Source organism: Haloarcula halobia (genome assembly GCF_029338255.1).
Taxonomy (GTDB): domain Archaea; phylum Halobacteriota; class Halobacteria; order Halobacteriales; family Haloarculaceae; genus Haloarcula; species Haloarcula halobia.
The window spans coordinates 3,219,962-3,243,740 of the sequence record NZ_CP119787.1; the positions used below are offsets into that span (position 1 = coordinate 3,219,962).

The 23,779-nt window shown below is 65.0% G+C and carries 20 protein-coding genes and 1 pseudogene; 10 read left to right on the plus strand and 11 right to left on the minus strand.

Annotated elements, in window-relative coordinates:
* Positions 1–66: 66 nt before the first annotated feature.
* The 3 genes from acs (P1K88_RS16995) to acs (P1K88_RS17005) form a co-directional block, all read right to left on the minus strand.
* A complete protein-coding gene (gene acs, locus P1K88_RS16995; protein WP_276411420.1) occupies positions 67–2,037 on the minus strand; it encodes an acetate--CoA ligase in 1,971 nt (656 codons plus the stop codon).
* An 81-nt stretch (positions 2,038–2,118) separates the two neighbouring features.
* Positions 2,119–3,798, minus strand: coding sequence for a bacterio-opsin activator domain-containing protein (locus P1K88_RS17000; RefSeq protein ID WP_276411422.1), 1,680 nt, complete (start codon positions 3,796–3,798; stop codon positions 2,119–2,121).
* A 142-nt stretch (positions 3,799–3,940) separates the two neighbouring features.
* Positions 3,941–5,884 (minus strand): acetate--CoA ligase, encoded by a 1,944-nt coding sequence (gene acs / locus P1K88_RS17005; protein WP_276411424.1) that lies wholly within the window; start codon positions 5,882–5,884, stop codon positions 3,941–3,943.
* 362 nt (positions 5,885–6,246) lie between these two features.
* Here acs (P1K88_RS17005) and P1K88_RS17010 point away from each other — a divergent pair, with 362 nt between their 5' ends.
* The 3 genes from P1K88_RS17010 (at position 6,247) to P1K88_RS17020 (ending at position 9,770) form a co-directional block, all read left to right on the plus strand.
* Positions 6,247–8,184, plus strand: coding sequence for an Ig-like domain-containing protein (locus P1K88_RS17010; protein ID WP_276411425.1), 1,938 nt, complete (start codon positions 6,247–6,249; stop codon positions 8,182–8,184).
* Positions 8,185–8,371: 187 nt separating this feature from the next.
* The gene (locus P1K88_RS17015) at positions 8,372–9,430 is read left to right on the plus strand and encodes a hypothetical protein (protein WP_276411426.1); all 1,059 of its coding nucleotides are present in this window, start codon (positions 8,372–8,374) and stop codon (positions 9,428–9,430) included.
* Between the two features lie 121 nt (positions 9,431–9,551).
* A complete protein-coding gene (locus tag P1K88_RS17020; protein WP_276411427.1) occupies positions 9,552–9,770 on the plus strand; it encodes a hypothetical protein in 219 nt (72 codons plus the stop codon).
* Positions 9,771–9,879: 109 nt separating this feature from the next.
* On the opposite strand, the gene P1K88_RS18510 is transcribed toward P1K88_RS17020, so the two are convergent.
* Positions 9,880–10,401, minus strand: coding sequence for a PGF-CTERM sorting domain-containing protein (locus P1K88_RS18510; protein WP_379786708.1), 522 nt, complete (start codon positions 10,399–10,401; stop codon positions 9,880–9,882).
* Here P1K88_RS18510 and P1K88_RS17025 point away from each other — a divergent pair.
* Both P1K88_RS17025 and P1K88_RS17030 read left to right on the plus strand, forming a co-directional pair.
* The gene (locus P1K88_RS17025; RefSeq protein WP_379786707.1) at positions 10,330–11,280 is read left to right on the plus strand and encodes an AAA family ATPase; all 951 of its coding nucleotides are present in this window, start codon (positions 10,330–10,332) and stop codon (positions 11,278–11,280) included. The genes P1K88_RS18510 and P1K88_RS17025 overlap by 72 nt on opposite strands.
* Before the next feature lie 79 nt (positions 11,281–11,359).
* The gene (locus P1K88_RS17030) at positions 11,360–11,800 is read left to right on the plus strand and encodes a TRAM domain-containing protein (protein WP_276411428.1); all 441 of its coding nucleotides are present in this window, start codon (positions 11,360–11,362) and stop codon (positions 11,798–11,800) included.
* A 41-nt stretch (positions 11,801–11,841) separates the two neighbouring features.
* On the opposite strand, the gene P1K88_RS17035 is transcribed toward P1K88_RS17030, so the two are convergent.
* The 3 genes from P1K88_RS17035 to P1K88_RS17045 form a co-directional block, all read right to left on the minus strand.
* Positions 11,842–12,729 (minus strand): DUF7982 domain-containing protein, encoded by an 888-nt coding sequence (locus tag P1K88_RS17035; protein ID WP_276411430.1) that lies wholly within the window; start codon positions 12,727–12,729, stop codon positions 11,842–11,844.
* Positions 12,730–13,018: 289 nt separating this feature from the next.
* Complete coding sequence (locus P1K88_RS17040) at positions 13,019–14,086, minus strand: histone deacetylase family protein (RefSeq protein WP_276411431.1); 1,068 nt, start codon at positions 14,084–14,086, stop codon at positions 13,019–13,021.
* Positions 14,087–14,095: 9 nt separating this feature from the next.
* Positions 14,096–15,727, minus strand: coding sequence for a hydantoinase/oxoprolinase family protein (locus P1K88_RS17045; protein ID WP_276411433.1), 1,632 nt, complete (start codon positions 15,725–15,727; stop codon positions 14,096–14,098).
* Between the two features lie 187 nt (positions 15,728–15,914).
* Between P1K88_RS17045 and P1K88_RS17050 the strand changes: the two genes are divergently transcribed.
* On the plus strand, positions 15,915–17,042 hold the full coding sequence (locus tag P1K88_RS17050) for an amino acid--tRNA ligase-related protein (RefSeq protein WP_276411434.1): 1,128 nt from the start codon (positions 15,915–15,917) through the stop codon (positions 17,040–17,042).
* A gap of 84 nt (positions 17,043–17,126) precedes the next feature.
* Positions 17,127–17,942 (plus strand): class I SAM-dependent methyltransferase, encoded by an 816-nt coding sequence (locus P1K88_RS17055; RefSeq protein ID WP_276411436.1) that lies wholly within the window; start codon positions 17,127–17,129, stop codon positions 17,940–17,942.
* 61 nt (positions 17,943–18,003) lie between these two features.
* Here P1K88_RS17055 and P1K88_RS17060 read toward each other — a convergent pair whose 3' ends face one another.
* The 3 genes and pseudogenes from P1K88_RS17060 to P1K88_RS17070 form a co-directional block, all read right to left on the minus strand.
* Positions 18,004–19,896, minus strand: coding sequence for a pentapeptide repeat-containing protein (locus tag P1K88_RS17060; RefSeq protein ID WP_276411437.1), 1,893 nt, complete (start codon positions 19,894–19,896; stop codon positions 18,004–18,006).
* A gap of 59 nt (positions 19,897–19,955) precedes the next feature.
* Positions 19,956–20,309: an S-adenosylmethionine decarboxylase gene (speD, locus tag P1K88_RS17065; RefSeq protein WP_276411439.1), complete on the minus strand. Its 354-nt coding sequence runs from the start codon at positions 20,307–20,309 to the stop codon at positions 19,956–19,958.
* Between the two features lie 58 nt (positions 20,310–20,367).
* A pseudogene (locus P1K88_RS17070) lies at positions 20,368–20,439 on the minus strand (IS6 family transposase); the annotation flags it as partial.
* A gap of 104 nt (positions 20,440–20,543) precedes the next feature.
* Here P1K88_RS17070 and P1K88_RS17075 point away from each other — a divergent pair.
* On the plus strand, positions 20,544–21,365 hold the full coding sequence (locus tag P1K88_RS17075) for a DUF7504 family protein (protein ID WP_276411441.1): 822 nt from the start codon (positions 20,544–20,546) through the stop codon (positions 21,363–21,365).
* 14 nt (positions 21,366–21,379) lie between these two features.
* Here P1K88_RS17075 and P1K88_RS17080 read toward each other — a convergent pair whose 3' ends face one another.
* Positions 21,380–22,630 carry a HEAT repeat domain-containing protein gene (locus P1K88_RS17080; protein WP_276411443.1) on the minus strand — a complete coding sequence of 417 codons (1,251 nt, stop codon included), beginning with the start codon at positions 22,628–22,630 and terminating at the stop codon, positions 21,380–21,382.
* Positions 22,631–23,021: 391 nt separating this feature from the next.
* On the opposite strand from P1K88_RS17080, the gene P1K88_RS17085 reads away from it, so the two are divergent.
* Positions 23,022–23,273, plus strand: a complete 252-nt coding sequence (locus P1K88_RS17085) for an AbrB/MazE/SpoVT family DNA-binding domain-containing protein (RefSeq protein WP_276411445.1) — start codon at positions 23,022–23,024, stop codon at positions 23,271–23,273.
* A complete protein-coding gene (locus P1K88_RS17090; RefSeq protein ID WP_276411447.1) occupies positions 23,274–23,708 on the plus strand; it encodes a PIN domain-containing protein in 435 nt (144 codons plus the stop codon).
* Positions 23,709–23,779: the final 71 nt, after the last annotated feature.

Consider the following 23,779-nt stretch of genomic DNA (forward strand, 5'->3'; position numbering starts at 1 on the left):
TTCGTATCTTGTGGTGTCGTGTCGTGTCTGTGTCTCAGTGAGCCGGTGAAATCGGTCCTGGCGCGGTCAGTCGCCCCGGACCTTCGCTTCGATGTCTTCGACCACGTCGGGGTTGCGCAGCGTGCTGGTGTTACCCAGTTCCTCGCCGTTGGCGATGTCCTCGAGCAGTCGGCGCATGATCTTGCCCGAGCGCGTCTTGGGCAGTTCGGGCGTGAAGATGACCTGTTCCGGCCGTGCGATGGGGCCGATGGCGTCCTCGACGCCCGTGATGATGCGCTCGCGCAGGTCCTCGCTCTCGTCGTAGCCGTCCTCGGTGATGACGTAGGCGTAGACCGCCTCGCCCTTGATCTCGTGGTTCCCTCCGACGACGGCCGCTTCGGCGACGCCCTCGACGCCGACGATGGCGCTCTCTATCTCCATGGTCCCCAGGCGGTGGCCCGAGACGTTCAGCACGTCGTCGACGCGGCCCAGCACGGTGATGTAGCCGTCGTCGTCGATCTTCGCGCCGTCCTCGGGGAAGTAGACCCACTCGTCGCGCTCGGGGTTGGAGTACTCGTCCCAGTACTCGTCGATGAACCGCTCGTCGTTCTTGTAGAGCGTCCGGAGCATCCCGGGCCACGGCTTGTTGACGACGAGGTAGCCCGCGCGGCCGGCCTCGACGGGGTCGCCGCTGACGTCGACGATGTCGGCGCTGATGCCCGGCAGCGGCGGACCCGCGGAACCGGGTTTCATGTCGCCGATGCCGGGGAGCGTCGTCAGCATCATGCCGCCCGTCTCGGTCTGCCACCAGGTGTCGACCACCGGGCACTCCTCGTTGCCGATGTGCTTGTAGTACCACTTCCAGGCCCGCGGGTTGATGGGTTCGCCGACGGTGCCCAGCAGGCGCAGACTCGAGAGGTCGTGGGCCTCGGGGAACTCCTTGCCCCACTTCATGAACGCCCGGATGGCCGTGGGCGCGGTGTACAGCTGCGTGACGTCGTAGTCCTCGACGATTTCCCAGAGGCGGTCCTTCTCGGGGTAGTCGGGGGTCCCCTCGTACATCACGGTCGTCGTCCCGAGCGCGAGCGGGCCGTAGACGATGTAGGAGTGGCCGGTGATCCAGCCGATGTCGGCCGAACACCAGTAGGTGTCCTCGGGCTTGATGTCCAGCACCGCCTGGCTCGTCCAGGCGGCATACGAGAGGTAGCCACCCGTGGTGTGTTTCACGCCCTTTGGCTGGCCGGTGGTCCCCGAGGTGTACATGAGAAAGAGCATGTCCTCGGCGTCCCGGGTGACCGGGTCGACCTCGGCGCCCTCGTACTCGGCGACGAGCTCGTCGTAGTCGTGTTCGCCGTCTTTCATCGGGTGGTCGTAGTCGTCGTCGAGACGGTCGACGACGACGGTCTCGACGTCGTGGCCGACGTCCTCGAGGCCCTCGTCGGCCTTCTCCTTGTGCTCGAGTGGGTCGCCGCGACGGTAGTAGCCGTCGCAGGTGACCAGGAACTCCGAGTTGGCCGACTCCATCCGCGTCGCCAGCGCGTCCGCCGAGAAGCCCGCGAAGACCACGGAGTGTGGCGCGCCGATGCGGGCACACGCCAGCATGGCGATGGGCAGCTCGGGGATCATCGGCATGTACATGGTGACCACGTCGTCCGCCTCGACGCCCAGGTCTCGCAGCGCGGCCGCGAACTCGTTGACCTCGCGGTGGAGGTCGTCGTAGGTGTAGGTGCGCTCCTCGCCGAGCTCGCCGATCCACTCGATGGCGGCCTCGTCGCCGCGCTCGTCGAGGTGGCGGTCCAGGCAGTTCGCCGAGGCGTTCAGCTTGCCGTCGACGAACCACTCGTAGAACGGCGCGTCGCTGTCGTCGAGCACCTGGTCCCACTCCTCGTCCCAGTCCAGCAAGTCGGCAGCGCGCTCCCAGGCCTCGGGCCAGTTCTCCTCGAACTCCTCGTAGATCGACTCGTCGGAGACGTTCGCCTGTTCGACGAACGACGCCGGCGGCTCGAAGACTTCCTGTTCTTCGAGTCGCGCCTCGAGTTGGACATCGTCATCTGACATGGTCTATCACCCACAATTAACAGCGGCCATATAAACGGGGTGTCTAACTATCTCACGGGGTGACAACAATTCGGGGCGAGGTCACTCCGCGAGCGAGAGGGGCTGTCGGCTCGTCGCCTCGGTGAAAAACTCCGTCAGCAGCGCCTGCTGGGCCTTCCTGAGGTGGTTGTGCAGCGTCGGGGAGGCGACGTCCAGCGAGTCGGCCAGTTCCTCGGCGGTGGTGCCGCGGGGCCACTCGAAGTAGCCGCTGTGGTAGGCCGCCCGGAGCACCGTCTCCTGGCGGTCGGTCAGCCGGTCGTCGAACCGCTCGCGGAAGCCGACGTCCGTCTCGACGGGGCGTTCGGCCTCGCGCTTGGCGGTGAGCGTCGTCTCCGGGTAGGCGTCGACGACGGCGTCGACGACGGGCCGGACGTCCGCCTCGCCGGGCAGGTCCACCAGGACGGCGGCCGACCCGCCCTCGGCCGAGAGGTCGCGGATGCGGGCGCCGCTCTCGACGAGCGTCAGCGCCGGCGCCGCGCTGACGACCACCTCGATCAGGGCGCCGTCGCCGTAGTTCTCGATGAGCCGCGAGTCGGTGACCGTCGGGTCGTCGACGGCATACGAGAGCACCTCGGCCGCGGGCGCGCCGTCGACGACGAGGTAGTACAGCAGCGACTGCCCGCTGACGGGGACGACGCCCGAGAGGTCCACCGAGCAGTCGAGCTCGCCAGAGAGGCCGACGGTGAAGGCGGTCGGGTCGCTGCAGTCGAACGCCAGTTCGGTGACGACGTCGGCGAGCAGCAACCGCTTGCGCTCGATGGCCGTCACGGCGTGGCCGACCTGTGTCCCCAGCGCGATCAGCGACTGCCGTTCGGTGTCGTCGACGGGGGCCTCGGTGCCGACGGCGAGGACGCCCGTCGCGGCCGCGTCGCCGACGATCGGGACGAACGTGAGCGAACCCTCGGTCCCCTCGGCGGTCTGGGCCTCGCCGTCGTCCAGCACCCGCCGGAGGTCCGTGCCGTACTCGACCAGCTGCGCCTGGATGCGCTCGGAACCCAGGCCCGCCCTGCAGTTCTGGGCGAGGCCGTCGCCGGTCCGCTCGGCCGTCCACGCGAAGCGAAAGCCCTCGGTGTCGGCGAGGCGGTCACACACCGTCTGTTCGACCTCCGTGCCCGTCGCCGCACGGTGCAGCGCCTCACCGACCTCGGCTGCGACCCCGACCGTCCGGTGGAGCAGCGCCGACCCGCCGGCGTCGGCGCCGTCGGCCATCGCCGCGACGGTCGCATCGCGGTCCGGGTCGTCCAGCAGCGGTTCGAGGCGGGCGAGGCGGTCCCAGCCCCCGAGCGCACAGACCACCTGCGGGGGGACGCCGTCCGCGAGCAGACCGGCGGCGAACCGCCAGCGGAGGTCCCGCGAGGAGACGTCGCCGACCTCCGGAACGCGGTCGGCGACCTCGCCGACGAGCATCTGGAGGCGGCGGGCCGACACGGAAAAGAGCGGGTCGGCGGTGGCGCTGTCGGTCGCACTCGCGTACTTCCGCAGGTCGTGTTCCACCCCGCCCGGCAGGTACGCCTCCCGGGTGACGCCGTCCTCGCCCCGGACCGCGAGGAAGAAGTGGTCCCCGTGACTGGCGACGTCCTCGAGGCGCACGCGCGTCATCTCGGCCGGTCGCAGGCCGACCTCCGCACCGAGTCGCAAGACCAGGTCCTCGCGGTGGGTCCCGGCAGCGCGACGGAGGAGCTCGTAGCCGCGCTCGCCGAGGACGTCCCTCGTCGGTGCCATGTTGTTTCGGAAGTTCATCAGAATGCGAAATAAATCTACCGCAATCGGTGCCGTCGAAGGCAGAGTTTCGTTATATCGTGGAACGAATGCGAAACCGAAGGTATTTAGACTGGTTTCGCTTTGTTCGATGTCGACGAACCAGTCACTCGTCGTTCGTGGCCGACTGGAGTTCGCCCAGAATCTCCGGGTTGCGGAGGGCGCTGGTGTCGCCCAGGTCGTCCCCGTTGGCGACGGCCGTCAGGAGGCGCCGCATCACCTTGCCCGAACGGGTCTTTGGCAGGTCCGGCGTGAAGACGATCTCCTCGGGCGTGGCGACACCGCCGATGGCGTCGGCGACGGCCGCCTCGATGCGGTCGTGCAGGCCCCCTTCGTCCTGGCCGCGTTCGGGCGAGACGTACGCGTAGATGGCCGTGCCGGTCGTCGCGTGGTCGGCGCCGACGACGGCCGCCTCGGCGACGCCCTCGACGCCGGCGATGGTCGACTCCAGTTCCATCGTGCTGAAGCGCCGGCCGGCGACGTTGATGGCGTCGTCGACGCGCCCGAGGAAGGTCACGTAGCCGTCCCCGTCCATCGTCGCCCCGTCCTCGGGGTAGTAGCGCCACTCGTCGGCCCTGGTCGGGGACTCGCCCCACGCCTCGCCGGCAAGCAGCGACGTGGGCATCCCCGGCCAGGGGCGCGTGACGACGAGTTCGCCGGCCTCGTTCCGGTCGACCGCTTCGCCGGCGGGGTCGACGACGGCCGTCTCGATGCCCGGCAACGCGCGGCCGGCCGACCCGGGCTTCATCTGGTCGACGCCGGGCAGCGTCGAGACGAGGATGGCGCCCGTCTCGGTCTGCCACCAGGTGTCGACCACGGGGCACTCCCCGCCACCGATGTGCTCGCGGTACCACTTCCAGGCCCGCTCGTCGATGGGTTCGCCGACCGTCCCGAGCAGGCGCAGACTCGAGAGGTCGTGGGCCTCGGGGTACTCGGCGCCCCACTTCATGAACGCCCGGACGGCGGTCGGCGCGGTGTAGAACACGTCGACGGCGTACCGCTCGACGAGTTCCCACAGGCGGTCCTTCTCGGGGTGGTCCGGCGTGCCGTTGTAGAGGACGGTCGTCGTCCCGAGCGCGAGCGGCCCGTAAACGATGTAGGAGTGGCCGGTGATCCAGCCGATGTCGGCCGAACACCAGTAGGTGTCCTCGGGCTTGATGTCCAGCACCGCCTGGCTCGTCCAGGCGACGTGGGCGAGGTAGCCCCCGGTCGTGTGGTCGACGGCCTTCGGTTCGCCGGTGGTCCCCGAGGTGTAGATGCGAAAGAGCGGGTCGTCGGCGGCCTGCGGGACCGGATCGACCTCGGCGCCGCGGTGGGTCGCCAGCAGGTCGTGGTAGTCGTAGTCGTCGGGGCCGAGGTGGACCTCGCCGCCCAGGTGGTCCAGTACGACCATCGAGACGTCCTGGTCGACGGCGATGCGGGCGTTGTCGGCCTTGTTCTTCTGGGCGACGGCGCTGCCCCGTCGGTAGTACCCGTCGCAGGTGACGAGGTGGGCAGAGCCGGTACGCTCGATCCGCTCGGCCAGCGCGTCGGCCGAAAAGCCCGCGAAGACGACGTTGTGGGGAACGCCGAGTCGCGCACAGGCCAGCATCACGACGGGGAGTTCCGGCACCATCGGGAGGTAGACGGTGACGACGTCGTCGGGCCCGACGCCCCGGTCGCGCAGCGCCGCCGCGACGGCGTTGACCTCGCGGTGGAGTTCGAGGTACGTGTACGTGCGCGACTCGCCGACGTGGCCCTCCCAGACGAGCGCCAGCTGGTTCTTGCGCTCGGGGAGGTGCCGGTCGATGCAGTTGTACGCGGCGTTGAGCCGGCCGCCGGGGAACCACTCGAAGGGCGGCGTCTCGCCGCCCCGGAATACCTCGTCGTAGGGCGTCTCCCAGTCTAAGAGGTCGCCGGCCCGGTCCCAGCAGTCGGGCCACTCTGCGTCGAAGGCGTCGTAGAGGCTGGCGTCACGGACGTTGGCCTGCTCGAGGAACCACTCGGGCGGGTCGATGGCCGACCGGTCCGACAGGGACACGTCGCGACCGGTACCGTCGCCGGGTGTCATCGTTTACTCCTGTGGACGAGTTGCTAAAAGGATTCCTGCTAATCTCTTTTGCCGGCGCGGAGCGCTCCGTACTCACGGCGTGCGTGAGTGTCGAACCACCGAAGGGCCGGCCGCCCACGTGTTTCCCCGGCCTCGTTCACTCGGGGGGCGTGAACTGTCAGCGATCCCTGGACGTCGCCGCCGGCGGTCGCTCGAAGTAGTCCGGGGGACCGTGGCGCAGTCGCCGTCACTCGGAGGAGCCGGAGATTGTAGAATTGATAATTTCAACACAAATTTTATATCCTACTGTTTTCGAGTAATTATCAATAGCGTATCGACTGTGGAAAATGGGTATGGGCACCTGATACTGAGATTGCAAACAAATGAGTACAACGACACAGCGAACGCGGCTCGGGGCACTGGTGATGGCGGTCGTGGTGACCACGGCGGTACTCGCAGCGACGGTAACGTTCTCTGCGAGCGCCAGCGCGGCCGTCAACACGGGTACGTTGGAAGTGACCGACGACCCCGTCCAACCGGACGGGAGCATCGAGGTCACGGGGGATCTGGATTCGGAGAGTGCCGTTACGTTTCTGATCCAGGACCCTGACGACAACGATTACGCAACGGTCACTAGAACGGGTCTGAGTGGGACCTTTACAGAAACTATCGACCTGTCCAACCTGGACTTCGGTGACGGTCTGGACGACGGCGAGGCCACGATATCGGCGGACACAGGGTCCGAGTTCAACTCCAAGAACGCTGACTCGACGACGTTCGTGGTCGACGACGAGTACCCGACGGTGAGCATCGACGCTCCGGACGGTGGTGCCGAACTGACCGACTTGTCCGACGCGACGATCGAGGGGACTGCATCCGACGACAGCGGACTGAAAAGCGTCGAAATCGCCATTCAAAGAAGCAACGGGGACTACTACCGCGGGTCGTCGTCGTGGGGCGACAAAAAGTTCCTGAGCGTGGCCACGGAAGCCGGTGATTGGAGTTACGACATGGAGAGCAACGGAATCACCGGCGACGACTCGTATACCGTGACGGTCAGGGCGACCGACGAGGCCGGAAACACCCGAACGGGCTCGTCCGGGCCGCCGGTTCCGTCCGGGGACACGTTGCAGGTGGAGTACACCGTCGACACGACCGCGCCGGACCTGACCGACAGCGACGTGACGGTGACAGAGAAGGGGGCCGACGACACGGTGTCGGTCGGTGATACGGTCAAGGTCTCGGCGACGGTCACCGACGCGACCGCAGGCGTGGAATCCGTCGAGGTGGACGCCTCCGCGCTCGGTGGCTCGGAGACGCTCAGTCTCTCGAAACAGGACGGCGACACGTACTACGATTCCTTCACCGTCCAGAGCCCCACTGCGAGCGACGGGTCGGTGTCGCTCGACGTCAAGGCGACCGACGAGTTCGGAAACACGGCGTCTGGCAGCGATAGCGTGACGCTGGAGACGGAGATATCCTCTGTCGAGACGCTGACGGTCGATCATAACTTCGTCGGCATCGTCGACGATACGGACTCAGTCCGGGTGACCGCGACCGGCGTCGAGGACCCACAGGGCAACGCCATCGCGAGCGGCGACGCGAGCACCGAGACGGCCACGCTGGAGATCGCGGGGACGAGTTACTCGGTCGACGTCGACGGGGGCGAGATCGACGCCACCATCGACCCCACGAAGATCCCCGACGACACGGCGACCGGGGAGGCGACGGTCTCGATCGCCGAAGCCGACTCGCAACCGCCGACCGACGTCACGCTCGTCCACGAAGCCCGGGGGTTAGACGGGGGGTACCAGCTCGCCGGCACGCCGATGGACGCCCAGGACGTCGTGTTCCAGGACGTGAGCGACGTCACCACCTACGACCCGACCGCGGAGAACACGAAGTGGATCTCGCCCGACGAGCAGCAGGCGGGGTCGGGCTATTACGTCCACGGTGAGTCGTCGGACGCCCGTGTCGGCTACACCTTCGAGGAGAGCGGTGAGCTCCGCTCTGAGAAACTGCACGAGGGGTACAACCTCGTCGCCGCGACGCCGGATCTGAACGTCAACGACGGCGCACAGATCGGGTCCGACCTCGGCGACGGCGTCACGGTCGACGGGAACGCCGACGTCACGGTCTACGTCCGCGACGAGAGCGTCGACCTGACCGACCCGTCCGGCAACGCGGATACGTCCGCGTTCACGGAGGTCTCCGGTACGACGACGGTCGACGGGTTCGACGGTTACTTCGTCTACGTCGACTCCGGCGAGGAGATCCGGACGGTCGACGACGAGGGCTACGACGCCAGCGAAGGGAGCTGACCGGATAGATTGTGCAATTCGACGGGCGCCCTGTCGTCGGTCACAGCGAACAGCCGGGACGCCCGGCCTCCATCTCGATAACTCGCTATCTCGCCATGCAAACTCGATGTAGGTTGTTTACGAGCACCGTGTTGTGGACCCGTGCGGGGAACGAAACGCGAGCAAGGGGGCGAAAGCCCAGAGAGCGATGAGTCGGGCAGCCACGGTCAGCGTCGGCCTCCTCGTCCTCGTGCTCGTGGTCTGCGCCACCGGGGCGGGCATCGGCCAGTCGCTCGCCCAGACGGCCCCACCCAACTCCTACTACGGGGCCGCCGAGTCCAGCACCGGAACCGAAGCCCCGGAAGGGACGACCATCGTCGCCGTCGCGAACGGCGAGGTACAGGATTCGATCACCGTCGACCCGGCGGGCCAGTACGGGAGTTCGGAGCCGACCGGGGACAAGCTCCGCGTGAGCAGCGACGTCGATTCGGAGGTTACCTTCCACGTCGGCGACGCTGACGGGGCGCAGGCGACGGAGACGGACCCCGACCCGGAGGGGGAAGTCGAGCAGTTGGATCTCACGTTCCCCGCCGGGACGTTCGGCGGCCCGACGCCCACACCGACACCGACGGAGACGGAGACACCAACGGAGACCGAGACAGAAACAGCGACGCCGACAGAGACCTCGACCGACACCCCGACAGAAACCGAGACAGAAACCCCGACAGACACTCCGGCCTCGACGGATACGCCGTCGTCGGAGTCCGAGACGGAGACCCGGACCGAGGCGGCCGACGAGACGGCTACTGCCACGCCCTCGACGAGCACGGCCGGCACCACGACGCAATCGGGCGGGCAGCCCGTCGGAACGAGCGAGAACGGGACGGTCGTGGTTCGCACCGCCTCGCTCAATCGGACGAGCGCGAGTGTCGGCGGGACGGTCGCCGTCGTGGCGACGGTCGCGAATACCGGGAACGACAGTCAGTCCGTCACCCTCCCGCTGTTCGCGAACGGCGCGTCGGTCCAGACCCGGACGACGACGGTGGGTGCGAACGGAACTCGGCAGGTCGAGTTCCGGTATCGAGTGAACCAGACCGGGAACGTGACGCTGCGCGTCGGGCCCACGACGGCGGGCACCGTCACCGTCGGACAGAGCGGTGGCCTCGTTCCCTGGGGGCTCCTGCGTACGATCGGGCTGTACGTCGGCCTGCCGATCGCCGTCATCTACGCCATCCTGAAGGCGCTGGCCATCTACTACGGCTACTGAGTTCGGGCTACCGGTTCGGATGGGACCCCCGACCGCGAACACGGCCGACGGCATCCGACCGGTCGACGGCATCCGACCGGTCGACGGCACCTTTTTCGTCCGTCCATCCGTCTCCAGAGACATGAGCGACGAACTCCCGGCGGAGCTCCACCCGGAGGACCTGCCCGACGACCCGGACGTACTGAAACGACTGGTCTGTGACCTCTACATGACGGCGATGGCCTCCGAAGAGCTCATCGAGGCCATGGAGGGGGGCCCCGCGGCAGACGAGACGAATCTCGGGTGGCTCTCCGAATATCTCGAAGCCGGCGGTCCGGCCGGACACGAGCCCCAGGAGTAGCCTGCAGGAACCGCGCAGGAGTCAGCACCTTCTGACGGCCGTAGAGGAGACCTGCCCCCATCGTGATTTGAGAGGGGTTCGATACGTCGCGACCGGCGGTGCCGTGCGGTCACTGCCGCCGTCGCGCCAGGAATATCGAGCCACCGATGGCGAGAACGGTCACCAGGATCGTGAACCCAGGGCCGGACCCGCCAGTCGAGGGTTCCGGGGACGGCGACGACGGGTCGAGGACACCGTCTGCTGACGGTGTCGCCGCCGTCCGCGTACTCGAAGACGTGGTGGTCGGTCGTGTGCTCGACTGGTGCTCGGTGACAGTATCGGTCGATGCTGTCTCCGTGTCGGTAGTTCGGTTGGTCCCGGTCCGGACTGCCGTCTCGGTCTGCCTTGCCGTCGACGTCTCAGTTACCGTCGTCGTCTCAGTTACCGTCGTCGTCGACGTCGCAGTCGCACCACCGGCCGGTCCGCCACCACCTCCAGTTCCGCCGCTGGTCCCTCCCGAGGACTCGGTCGCCGTCGACTCTTCCTCGACGGATAGTTCGACAGGGTCACTGACGCGGAGGTGTCGACTGTCCTGGTCGGCATGGACGACCTGGTCGAACAGCTCACCGTTTCGTTGCTCACGCGGGGCCACGTGCTCCTCGAAGGGGTGCCAGGCGTAGCAAAGACCACGCTGGCGAATACGTTCGCACATGCGAGCGGGCTCAGCTACAAGCGAGTGCAGATGGCGCCAGACATCCTCCCGGCCGATATCACGGGAACGAGCGTCTATCGCGAGCAGACCGGGGAGTTCGAGTTGCGCAAAGGCCCGGTGTTCGCGAACGTCGTCGTGGCCGACGAGATCAATCGGGCGACGCCCAAGACCCAGTCGGCCCTGTTGGAGGCGATGGCGGAAGCACACGTCTCCATCGACGGGGAGACACTGGAACTCCCGGACCCGTTCCTCGTGATCGCCACGCAGAACCCGATCGAGATGGAAGGGACGTTCGAACTGCCCGAGGCCCAGCGCGACCGGTTCCAGCAGAAACTGACCGTCTCGCTCCCCGACGTAGAGATGGAGCGGGAGCTGCTCGCGCGGTTCGACGGCTCGCCGACGATGGGGGCCGAAGATATCGACGCCGTCGTCTCGCCTGCAGACGTCCGGGCAGCGCGCGACGCGGTGACCGACGTCCGCGTCGAAGACGTCGTTCGCGACTACATCCTCGAGCTCGTCGGCGCCTCGCGTGACCATCCCGACGTCGCCCACGGCGCGTCGCCCCGGGGGTCGCTGGCCCTGTTGCAGACGGCGAAGGCCCGGGCGGCCATTCGCGGCCGTGACTACGTCATCAGCGACGACGTGAAGTCGATGGTCGAGCCCGTGCTTCGCCATCGGTTCGTGCTGACGACCGACGCCGAGTTGAGTGACGTCACGCCCAGCGAGGTCATCGACGACATCAGCTCGTCGGTCACACCACCCGAAGGCAAAGTGACGGAGACCGACCCTGCCGGCGAGATTGCCGAAGAATCGGAGTGACTGCACAACCCAGCCGGGTTCGACAGGAAGGCCGCCTGTCATCCCACGTATTAATACTCAGGAGACCGGGTGTGTAGTCATGTCAGAGATACCCACATCGCTGCGTCTGCTGTTCGAAGCGTCACTGGAACGGGATGGCGACCGGTACGTGATCCCGATCCCACCCACGCTCGTCGAGAACGGGTCGCTGTCGACCCGGGAGAGCTACCGCATTGCGCTGCTGGACCAGGTCGGAGAGACAGAGCAGGGTGCCACTGAGTCGACTGCCGCGACGCACGAGCATGAACAGCAGTCGCGGGAGCCGGGCGAATTCTCCGGGCCGCCAGTAAGTGAAGGCGAGACCCGCAAGGTCACCATCGACACGCTCGGTGACCAGGGCGACGGCATCGCCAAGGTCGAACGCGGCTTCATCGTCATCGTGCCGGAGACCCAGCCAGGCGACGAGGCGACGGTCGAGATTACGGACGTCCGCGAGAACGTGGCATTTGCCGAGACGATCGGTGACCCGACGGTTCGGTGAGACAGGGCACGCAGAGAGACCGGGTGTCGCGGTTCGATCGGCTACGCACTGCGTTCGTCTTGCTCGTCCCATCGACAGGTGACGAGCGCCTCGACGTCGCCGTCGGACTGCGCCGTGACCTCCAGCGAGACTGGCCGGTCCAGTCCTCGTGCGAGCCCGACGGCCAGAAACGACGCGATCGGGTGGTCGAACGTATCGAGCGGGCCATAGACGGACCCACTGATGGCGACGGTCAGTCGCCCCTCGTCGGGGTCGCTCTCCGCCGACGCCGATCGCGCGAGTTCGAACTGCTCGACGAGGGCCTCTGTGAGTTGGTCGCCGAGCTCGTCCGGGGCAGCGCCCACCGGACCGGTCAGTGCCTCTTCGAAGGCGCGAAACAGCCGCTTTCCGCTCGGGTCGAGTGCGAGTCCACGTCGCGCTCCGTCGTCGGGCACGACGATCGTCTGCCCGAGCGCCTCGTCGTCGGGTACTGCAGCGTTCTCGTGCTGGGGGACGAACAGCCGGACGCTGCTGTCTCCGGTCTCGAGTGGCACGTAGCGCCGTGCATCTGACAATCCGAGTTCGCCGACCAGCGCCGCTTCGTTGCCAGCGAGCGTCGCGTAGACGTCACGGCCGACGTCCGCCGAGACGAACTGCTCCGGCGTGAGAAAGTACGTCAGGACTCCGCCGAACAGCCCGATACCGCCAAGGGCGAACAGGATCGTGCTCGCACGTGGAACAAGGAGGGCGCCAGCGGCAGCGCCGAGGCCGACGGCGGCGAGGCCGAGTGCCGTCTGGCGATACGTCGTCCGTTTCGCCTGTGTGTAGGACTCGCGGAGTTGTTGATTCTCCTCGGCAAGGAGTTCGAGCTGCGTCGCCAGCTCGTCGCGAGTCGGTGAAGCGCCCTCTTGGCCCCCCTCGTCAGTCTCAGCGGATCGATTCGTACTCATCAGGCGACACCAGTCAGGTTCCTGTGCGTGTCTGCTTCCTGTAGCCGGATTACTGTGTCGCTTTCTGTCGTTTCCATCACGGGTGGTGTCCGGAAACGGAAGCGGCGTCGTAGACGCACGCGTGCGTAGATGGGCGAGCATGGATCCGGGTCGGACACCGAGACGTTGACCCGAGGGACTCCCGACGGGATCGCGCTCACCGCGTTTTCGCGAGCAGGGAGACCCGTGGCGCCGGGGCGTCAGCCGCAGGCCGAAATCCCACCGGACGGAGCCACCAATCGCGAGTCGGTCACGGCCACCACCGCATGTCGTGGGCCGACCGGACACGCTCGAGAATCCCCTCGATCTCGGGCAGCGTCGTCGTCGGTTCGGGTGGGGTCTCGGGTTCGATGAGGGTGCCGACCTCTAGGTCGGCCAGTTCGGCGATGAGCGCCAGCGTCGTGAACGGGAGGCCGTCCTCGATACTGTATCCGCCCGAGAGCCCTGTGACGATGCGTCCGTCACAGACGTCCGAAGCAGTCTCCCGTGCGTGACGGATCAGCATCCGATAGCCAGCGGCCGTCAGCTGTAAATCGCTCGTGAAATCGGAGACGTGGGCGTCGTGCCCGGCTTCGACGACCAGACAATCCGGGTCGAACGTCCGCGTTGCGGGGACGAATACGTCGTTCACGACGCGCTCGTACGCGTCGTCGCCGGCGCCGGGCGGAAGCGGGATGTTGATCTGGGTATCGACGCCGTCGCCGGCGCCCGTCTCGTCGATAGACCCGGTATTCGGGAACTGTGTCTCCGGGTCCTGGTGCGCCGAGATGACGAGCGTGTCCGGGTCGTCGTAGAAGATCTCCTGGGTCCCATCGCAGTGGTGCGCGTCGATGTCCCAGATCACGACCCGGTCGTATCCGTGTGCCTGCTGGAGGTGCCGGACGAGAACCGCAGTGTTGTTGACGTAGCAGAATCCGTGTCCGGTGTCCCGGCCGGCGTGATGGCCCGGCGGCCGGACCATCGCGTACGCGGCGTCGTACTCGCCGTCTGCTACCAGGTCCCCCGCTCGGCAGAGGCCACCGGCAGCGAGTCTGGCTGTGTCCCACGTTGCTCGAGTCACCCGCGTATCGCCACTCAGCGCGCCCCGGCCGCGCCGGGAGAGACGACGCAGCCGCGAGAGATACGATCTCTCGTGGACCCGGAGGAGGTCGTCCGTGGTGGCGCGTGACGGCGACCGGACGTCGATCGCCGGGTGGTCGAAGAGCCCCTCCTCCTCGAGTCGCGCAAGGGTGTAGACGAGTCGTTCCGGCCGCTCGGGATGCGTCGGCGTGATTTCGTATTCGAGGTACGCGTCGTCGTAGACGAGTGCGAGAGCCATGGGGTGGTCCTATCTGAGGTTGTCGAGGAGAGAGGTATCGACCCGGGGTGGAACGTGGGCCTGGATGTCGACGAGCTGTCCGACGTCCTGTGAGTCACGAATGATCGCAACCCGGCGGTTGTGCGTGATCTCGACCGGCGGTTCGTCGAACGCGCCGACGCGACTCGCGATCTGCCGTGTCTTCTCCGTTGCGAACTGTCGCAGGTTCCGCTCGGAGAGGCCACGTTCGATGTCGACCACCTCGATCTCGTCGACGCCCTCCGAATTGAGACAGAGTCTCCCCTGGTCGGTATCGATGTGAACCGACACCTGAATGGAGACCGTCGCGAGCGCACAGCCGATCGCATCCGCGAGGGGTGCGTGTGGCGGTACCTGAATCGGCCTGTCGCTCCGGGCTCGAAGAGCCGTCCCGAAATCCCGTGCGAACTCCCCGCCAACCACGATGTCGCCAGTCCCGACCTGCTCCGAGAGCCGGAGCACCCGGGTCGTGATCTCGTCGAGTACCGCGTTTGCAGCGGTGGTCGGGTCACCCAGGTCCGTCAGCACGCGCCGACTGGCCGCCGTGTCACCCGCAGTGGACTCACTCCTGTGTGGCTGCCTGGACGACTGTGCGCCGACAGTGACGGCGTCGGCGACAGTTGCCGCCTGGCCACCGAGCGCGCCCGGCGTCGCGGTGGCGTCTGTGACCGCGCCAGATGTCGACAGGATCGAATGGGCCCCGAACGGCAGCACGTTCGAATCGACGCCGCGATAGCGGATCGGGAGGTGGTCGGCGTACCCCACCGTCGTACCGATGAACCCGTCCCGGAGCGGTGTGACAACGGTCCGATCCCGGCCGAGAAAGAGCGCCACACGCGCTTGCGATGCCGTGTCAGCGCCCCCGGAAGACCCACCGGACCTGTCGTCGAGTCCCGCCGTTCCGGACAGGGCGAGCAGGCCGAGCGCGCCCGCGGCGTCGACACAGCCGAGGACGTGCGCCGGTGTTTCCAGGACGCTTGCCGCGTCGCCGACCGTGCCGTTCCCCTTGAGCAGGAAAAGCGGTGCGTCGACACCGACGGCCTCGAGCGCGCTGCGAGCCGCCTCGACAGTGTTCGTCAACAGTGGGCGAACCCGCGCGTTCCCGACAGTCGTTGCGATACGCTTCGTGAATCCGAGCCGCCAGTCCGTCTCCTGGCTGAGTGCGACACGGTCCGCGGGGTAGTCGAGCATCGCGGCCAGCCGGCGTTCGACCTCGGGATTGCGGGGTGCGAACTTGCCGGTCACCGCGACGACATCGCCGGTCGGCTCGGTGTCCAGGGCTGGGTCTTCGGTGACCCGACCACGGGCGTCGACGGTGCCGGCTGCACGGATCGTCTCGTCACCGAACTCCACCTCGTGTCCGTCGAACCCGTGGCCGGGAGCGATGACGTTGCTACAGCTTGGAAGGGATCCCTCTGTGGCTGCCACCGCCGGTGCAGCCGTCGAGAGAACCACTCGCTCGACGGGCCGCTCGCCTGCTCGCTGCAAGAGCGTTCGAAGGAGCTCGGTGAGCGACGTCTCCGTGTCCTGTGAACCGGCGAGGACGGCGCTCGCTTGCAAACCGCCGGTATCGAGACAGACGCCGGCACAGCGCGCCCCACCAAGGATCACCCCGACGATCATCCTGACTGAATCGATTTCTCATTCCACCCCGGGGCACCTAAGTGATGGGGGCAGCACCGAACGCGACGCCGCCAGAGGACGCTGCGTCTCGACCGGAAGGGTCCCTGGCACAGCCGCCGACACGGGCCGTCGGTGCAGGCGACTCGTCGGAACACATTTATTTCAGGGACGGCCGAGAATTGGTGTAATGGCTTTCGAGGCGTGTGACGATGGGACACTGCGGTACGCCGGTAATCGAGTGTACGACGAGTCAGAGCACGTCGACGGCACCGACGCACTGGACCGGGCCTCGGAGCGGCCCTCGCAATTCCTGACCGAGTCCTACTGGGGTCATCTATCGCACATCAACGACGTCATCCACGCGGCGACCGTCGAATATTTCCGGTCGCTGGGCTCGGAGTTTACACTGCTTCCGCTGACGACGCGCCTCATTTCCTCGCCGGGGGCGGTGTACGGCAGCGAGACCACAGACTACACCGACGACACGAGTCCGATCACGCTCGAGTGGTTCGACACGGACGAGCAGCTCTACCTCTCGGAGTCGTCACAGATCTACCTCGAACTGGCGCTCTTGCAGTCCGACGTGTCCCAGGTGTTCTCTATCTACAACTCCTTTCGCAAGGAACAGGCAGACGAGACGCACCTCTCGGAGTTTCACCACATCGAATACGAGGGCCAGATCGACCAGCAGCGAAACAAGGAGATCGTCACCGAGCTGCTGACCGCGATACTCGAAGCACTGCTCACCGATGCGCGGTCGGCACTGGCGGAGTTCCTCCCGGCCACGGCGATCGACGCGCTCGAAGCGCTTCGACGGGACCCCGTCGAGTCGATTACGCTCGAGCGTGCACTGGCGTTACTCCGTGAAGACACGGGTGACGAGCGATACGAGGAATTCACCGCCGAACACATCGACACGTGGGAAGAGGTCAGGCTGACCGAGCTCTTGGGCGGGAAGATCGTCTGCCTCGAGGAGTTCCCGCTCTTCGAGGTCCCGTTCTACCATGCAGAGGCCGAGAGTGGAGACGGGCGACGGCTCGCGAAGAACGCGGACTTCATCTGGCCCGGCTACGTCGAGACCGTCGGCAGCGGGGAGCGAATCGCCGACGTCGCCGCGGTCGAGGAGAAAGCTGCGGCCTTCAACCTCCCCGAAGACGACTACGAACCGTACCTCCGTGCCCGAACCGCGGAGTCCTACGTTCGCACCTCGGGCTTCGGTATCGGCTGGGAGCGACTCCTGCAGGGGCTGTTACGGATGCCGACGATCAGCTCGGTCACGCATTTCCCGCGGACCCACCGCTTTCCCCACCCATGACCGGCGCAGCCGACGTGCCCCGGGCACCGCGGCAGTCGCGCGGACGGTTCGGGCACAGCATCCAGGCGTCGGGGGTGAGACTCCGTGTCTGAATCACTCGGCCCGGCAGACATCAGGGAGCTGTCCTACGTGGATTTCATGGCGTTCCTCGACGAGACCAACCGGCCGCCAGGGGGCAAGACGGCCGTGCGGGAGCTGATTCGCCGATCGAACGTTCGGGCACAGGACCTCGTGCTGGACGTCGGCTGCAACACGGGGTTCGTCTCGTTCGAGCTGTCTCGCGTCGCCGAGTGTCCCGTCGTCGGGGTGGACGTAAGCGAGACGATGATCGAACGGGCGACCGCGCGGCTGGGGCGCGGCCATGCCAAGGAGGGTGTGCCGGTCACGTTCATGCGAGGCGACGCCACCCAGCTCCCGTTCGCGACGGGGCGTTTCGATAGAGTCGTCTGTGGTGGCTCGACGCCGTTCGTGTCGGATCCGCTTGCGGCCCTCCGGGAGTATCGGCGAGTGGTCCGGGACTGGGGATTCGTCGGAGAACTGAACTTCTACTACGAATCGAGCCCACCGGAGTCGCTGCTCACAGAACTCGCCGAGCGGCTCGGGACCGAAATCGAACCGTGGACGCTGGACGATTGGCTCACCCGGTACGACGAGGCCGGCTTCGAGCGCTACGACGTGGTGACGAACCCGGTCGAGCAGGTGACCAGGACGGATATCGACGGGTACGTCGACCGAATGGTCGAGCGGCACGCGTACGACACCGACGTCGAGGCGGCGATTCGAACCCGCCTGGTCGAGTTGATGGACCTGTTCAATCGGAACCACGAGCACCTGCAGTACGGCGTGTTCGTCCTTCGAAAGCGACCGGTCCCCGAACAGGTGTCGCTATTCGACGCATGATATCCGTGCCGTGGCCGACGCGGTTTCCCGAACGTGGAGATGGGGCGGGACGATCGCCGCGTCAGTGGTCGACGGCCCGGGTCAGGATGAACACGAACAGGCCGATGAAAAAGCCGCCGACGAACCCTTCGAACTCGGCGAGCAGGCGAAGGAACGTATTGTCCACCGTCGTCCCGCCACCGACGACAAAGCGGACGAACCCCTCGAAGCTGAACACGAGATAGCCGACGAACGGGATCGAAGCGGGGTACGGGTCCGCGTGCCCGGCGAGTTCGAACGCCAGGAGGTAGACGAGTGCGAATCCGAGGACGGTACACAGCGACGACGCGACGACGCGGAACGGCCGTTCGCCGAATCCGGAGGTGGCGTCGTACAGGAAGTTCGTCGCCACGCGCCAGGCGAGCACGAGCCGGACTCGGAGCGACTCACCGGGCGACGAATCGAGGAGTTGGGCCAGGTAGCGACGCCGTCGGTATCGCATCTCCTTGATGAAAAACTCGGCCTCGGAGTGTGTATCACCGACCGCGTTGGCGCCGTTCCGGGCCTTGAGATACGTCACTTCGAGCCCGGCGGGGTCCAGATCGGGTTCCTCGTAGCCCTCGCCGACGCTGTGCAGTATCCACTCGGGCGCGAGGTGTCCCCGATACTCCGAGAAGTCGAACCCCTCGAACTTCGTGTCGTACACGAAGAAGTACTCGAGCAGGTCATCCATGTCCTCGACGGCGCGAAACTCGACCGCACCGAGAGTCGCTCCCTGGAGGTCGTACAGGATCTCTGTCTCCTGGGCCTGCGAGAGTGTTCCCGCCTGGACCGTGGCATCTTCGAGCACGACAGTGCTGTCGTCGTACCCCGTCCGGGTGAGCGAGACGCCTGCGAGCGTCGTGATGCCGTGACCGATCGAGAGTGAGCCGAATCTACTGCCGCTGAAATCCAGCGTCTCGAAGAGCACCTGTTCGAAGGTCGCGTGGCCATCACACACACAGTCGGTGAAGATCGCGTCGGCTTCGAATTCGGCCCCGAAGAACGCGGCATCGGCGTCGAAGGTTCCCCGTTCGAACGAGACCGTCCCCTCGAATGTACAGTCGGTGAACGTGGCATCGGCCCCGAGCTGACACTCGGCAAACTGGGCACTCCCGCGAAAGTGAGCCCCTGCAAACGAGAGTTCGTCTGCGACGATCCCGGTGAAGTTGGACTGGTCGAACGTGGCGCCGTCGAAGATCCCTCGTTCGTCGAAGGTGGCGCCGGCGAATTGGGAGTCATCGAACGTCGCCGCTTCGAAGATGGCCTCCCGACGGAACACGGTCTGACCGAAGTCGGCCCATCCGTCGAACGAAGTGTAGGGGAACTCGGCGACGCCCAGACAGCGACAGCCATAGAAGTCCGCAGTGACCTCGAAGGTCGCGTCGGCGAGGACGAGCGACCCTTCGATACGGGCCGCGTCGAAACGAACGTCACCGCGAAACCGGGTGCCGGATGCGGTGAGGTCCTGTTCGAACGTCGCATCCTCGGCGATGAACCGCGATTCGACGTCGGCATCGACGAGTGACACCAGCTTGCGGAAGGTCGTCCCCTCGGCGTCGACGGTCTCGAGCGACGCCCCGTCCAGCAGCAACGGTTGGTCCAAGGTGGCGTTCGAAAGATCGAGGCGACCGGCGACCGAGGCGTATCGCAGGTCGATCGGATACATGTCCGGTGCGTCCACGAGGACGTACTCGAGGTCGACAGCGGCAAGCCGGGCCCCCGCGAACTGTTTCGACTGCTTGCCGGTTTCCTCGAGGGCCGCGAGGAACGCGTCGCGGATTCGCTCAGGCGCCACCTCCCCGGCCGGGCGGTGAAAGGGGCAGTACGGGGAGTCGTCGTCCGAATCGTGCGGGCATTGCCACCCGACCAGGTCCGCCGAGAGCAGTTCGTCGACAGACGCCTCGTCGAGCCCGAAGCGACATGATTCGCCCATGCGACGCTCTGAATCACCGGCGGCCTCGGTATTAAAAGGTCGCCTCGAAGCAGTTCGCGTCACCGTGTCTGTTGTCGAGCGACGGTCTCGACGGTGACAGAGTCGTGTGGTATCTCAGCGAGCATCTCGTCTACGAGCTCAGCAGTCAGATTACGCTGCCAGGACGTATCCAACGTGAGCGCGACGTACTCCTCTTCCGGCCACGTGTGCACCGCTAGATGGGACTCGACGAGCAACAGCACCGACGTGAACCCCTCACCCCCTGATTCGAACTCGTGGTGGACTTCGTCGAGGATCGTGAGGCCGGCCTCCTCGCAGGCGTCCCTGAGGCGGGACATCAGCCCCTCTCGCTCCCGGAGTACGGCTGGCGGAACGCCGAAGACGTCACAGACTCGAACCTCACTCTCGCGCATAGTGTCCGGTCGTCCGAGGGCGGTAAAAAACCCGCGTGAACCGGCATCGCCGACCCCTTGTGCGCTCGTTCTCCCAAACGTCTTGGTTGTCCTCCTCTAACGGTTCTCTGAGCAGGTCTGCGAGTGACATGAACACCTCTCGCTACGACCTGCTCGCTTCTCAAACTCGCTCAACTAGACAGTGCTATATGAGTAGGTTTATCTTGATTTCGGCATGAATTACCGCTCACCTAAATGGTTCATCAGTGGGAGTGCCGGGAGTGTGAATTCACAGCCTGGTCGTCGAACCAGAGTGAAATTGCTGACGTTGTGAAATCGCATCTGTTCTCCCACTATAAAAGCGCGGTCACGTCGGACGAACTTGGCGTCAGCTGGGAATGTCCGTACTGTGACCATACGAGCCAAGGCTACGATACCGACGAGAGCGTAGACAAGTTCAAAGAGCACCTGCTCAAACACGTCTCCGCGCTCATTGATTCGGGCGTCCACGTGGCTGATGAGATTGATCGAGTCGGCAACGTGCTGGTCCTCTCAGCACTGGAAAGCGCGGGAGCTGACAATGCCCGTGTTCATTTCACCTCACCAGCCGATATCGCGGTGTTTGTCACCAATGACCCGGCCGAGCGCGTTCGACTACTCGATAACAGACTCCAGTCGTGGCCTGCGTGGACGACGATTCTCACGACCAAATCGCAGCCATTCGCCGATGTCACGGATGTAGACCTGGACACGGCCCCACTTGACGTTGCTATTCTGGATAAGGGAATAAGTATAACAGATCTTGGTGAAACGATCGCCCGCGTCTTGGACGAACAGCAGACGAGCAATTCTCGGGTAACTGTTGGGTTCGATATTCTCAGCGAATTGCTCAGTCTGTTTGACACCGAGACCGCGTTCAAATTTGTCCACGTTCTGAATTCTAGGTTGACACATATGGACGCACTCACCCACTACTACCTGAACCCTAACTCACATCCCAGCTCAGAAATCAACGTTCTCAAAGAACTGTTCGACTTGCGAATTCAGGCAAATGGATCACGCTTTACGACTCTCTGATACTCCGCTCTCGGTCACTCCGAGTTATGCTGCTCAGTATAGTCAGCCGGATCGTTCACATACGTGTAGTCGACGCCTGTTGTCACCAGCTCCCCCGAAGAGTCGTCACATATCCGATCAAGTACCGCTTTGGCGCGATCTCGTGCTTCTTCGGAACCCCGTTCACGGCTGAGATACACGCGCAGGCGCTTTTCCAACTCAGGGCCTCGAAGCTCTGTTAGTGCCGCTTCGGCCAGTCGTGCGGTCTCCTCATCGGACTCATCCAGCACGGAGAGCAGGCATGTGATTACCTCAGATCGGTAGCGCTCGCCTGTGATGCGGCTTAACAGCCAGATTGCTGTCTGGCGGTACGCCCGGCGTGTCCCGTCGGCGACGATATCGAGTAGCGCTGGCACCGTTGCCTGCACATCCGCCCGAGCCAGTTCTTCCACGACGGTCCCACGAATCCGCTCGGCCTCCGCCGTTGAGGCCGTCGTGAGCAACTCTAGCAGTGATAACATCGCCGCCCGTTGGACCGTCGACGAATCGTCATCGAGAGCCTCAATGAGCACAATGACCGGTTTCACTGACCCGAACTGCCCGAGTTCATCAACCGCAATGAGTCGAAGCGCCTCCTCGTCGGCCTGTGTCACGGGAATTAGCTCCGCAAGCGTGCGATCGGTACCGATGGCCCCGAGCGCGTTAGCGGCGGCTTCTCGCACCATCTGTTGGTCATCGGACAACCGTTCGCTAAGTGGCGATACAACCCGCGGGTCCGATAGTCGGCCACACGCCCGAGCCGCCCGGCTTCGGACACGAGGGTCCGGATCGGTCAATGCCGAAACCAGCTCTGGGATGGCCGCCGTTGCGTCACGTTCACCGAGTGCCGTCGCGGCGACTATCCGGAATTCGGGGTACTCAGCTGACAGCCACTCGGTAAGCAACCGCGTTGTGGTCCGCTCGTTGGACTCCGGGAGTTCCATCCCGGCAAGCTCCTCTACTAAGTGGTCGAAGCTTTCCTCGCCACGCTGGTATACTGCGTCGATCGCGGCCGCTCGAACACTATCGTCCTCGTCCGTTTTTACTGCGTTGACAAGTGCCTTGACGGCCTGCTGACGCTCGTCGGGGTCGGGGATTTCCGTAATATTCCCCAGCATTTCGGCTGCTCGTCGTCGGACATAGACCTTCTCGCTTAGCTTTAGATGGGCAACAAGCTTCAGGACTTCCGACTCCCGTTCGAGTCTATAGAGAAACGTTCCATTGCCATCCAAGTCGTCATCAAACATCCTTGGAACCCCCAGATACTACTATCAATTACCTACTGTTCTATTCGCTATTAAACATATTGCCAGCTCACTGATTCGACGAGTGTCACTCGACGAGAATCGCCGGCTGGCGGGCTTCTGGCGCACCGTCTTCATCGGGATCTCCACTTCGTGGCCGGTAAGAAAGGCGGCCGCTACGATCTGGGCCAGCACGAGCCGTATCCCTAACTGACCGGTCAACACCCCTGGGAGGGTGTTTACTTCGATTTTGAGGCCGACTCCGCGAGCGTTCTACCAGTTCCGATAGATGTTCAGCGAGTCACACAAGATACAGAGGGTGGATTCATCACGCAGAGTCTCCTAGTGTGTACTCACACTATGGTTTATGAGGTGCCGTCTCTTACCCCCGAACATGAGTAGTGAGCGTGTCGATTCAGAGAGCAAGGTCTCTGGGAATCAGGCGAATATTCCTGCTCGCATCCGACGAGAGCTCGATATCGTCGATGGCGACAAACTCCGCTGGCACATCGAGGACGATGGAACCCTCCGGATCGAAGTCGTTCAGCAGCGTCGCGGCACGTTCGGTGAGTTCGACGGCTACGGCGGTGAACAGGAAACAGCGGTTACGACCGAGCACGATGCATGGGGCGTCGACGTCGAATAGATGCCCCGGGCACTCGTCGATACGACAGTTCTCTTTGCCGCGGCGTATCGTCCCGACGGCGCGCACGACGACGCGGTCCCAATTCTTCGGGGTATCGATGCTGCCGACCTCCCCGAAGCGGTGGTCCTCGATTACGTTCTCGCAGAAACGCTGAACGGGTTGACGACTCACACAGGTCACGATGCTGCGACCGACTTCCTCAGCCGGATCGAGGAACACACCCGGTTCCACATCGACTCACTAACCGGAGATGCCTTCGCTACGGGAAAAGCGCTCTTCCGGCGGTACGAGCCGTTTTCGTTCGTCGATGCCTGCATCGTCGCCTACATGCAGACCGAAGGACTCGGCTACCTCTATGCGTTCGACGACGACTTCGACGCTGCTGAGGATGTCTACCGCCTCGATACTGCTTCCAATCCTCACCAACCAGAGTGAGCGATACGCGCCCTGTATGCAGCAGGAATGTCGAGATCTGTCATCGAGTGAGAGTTTCGAGAAGGCCCCAC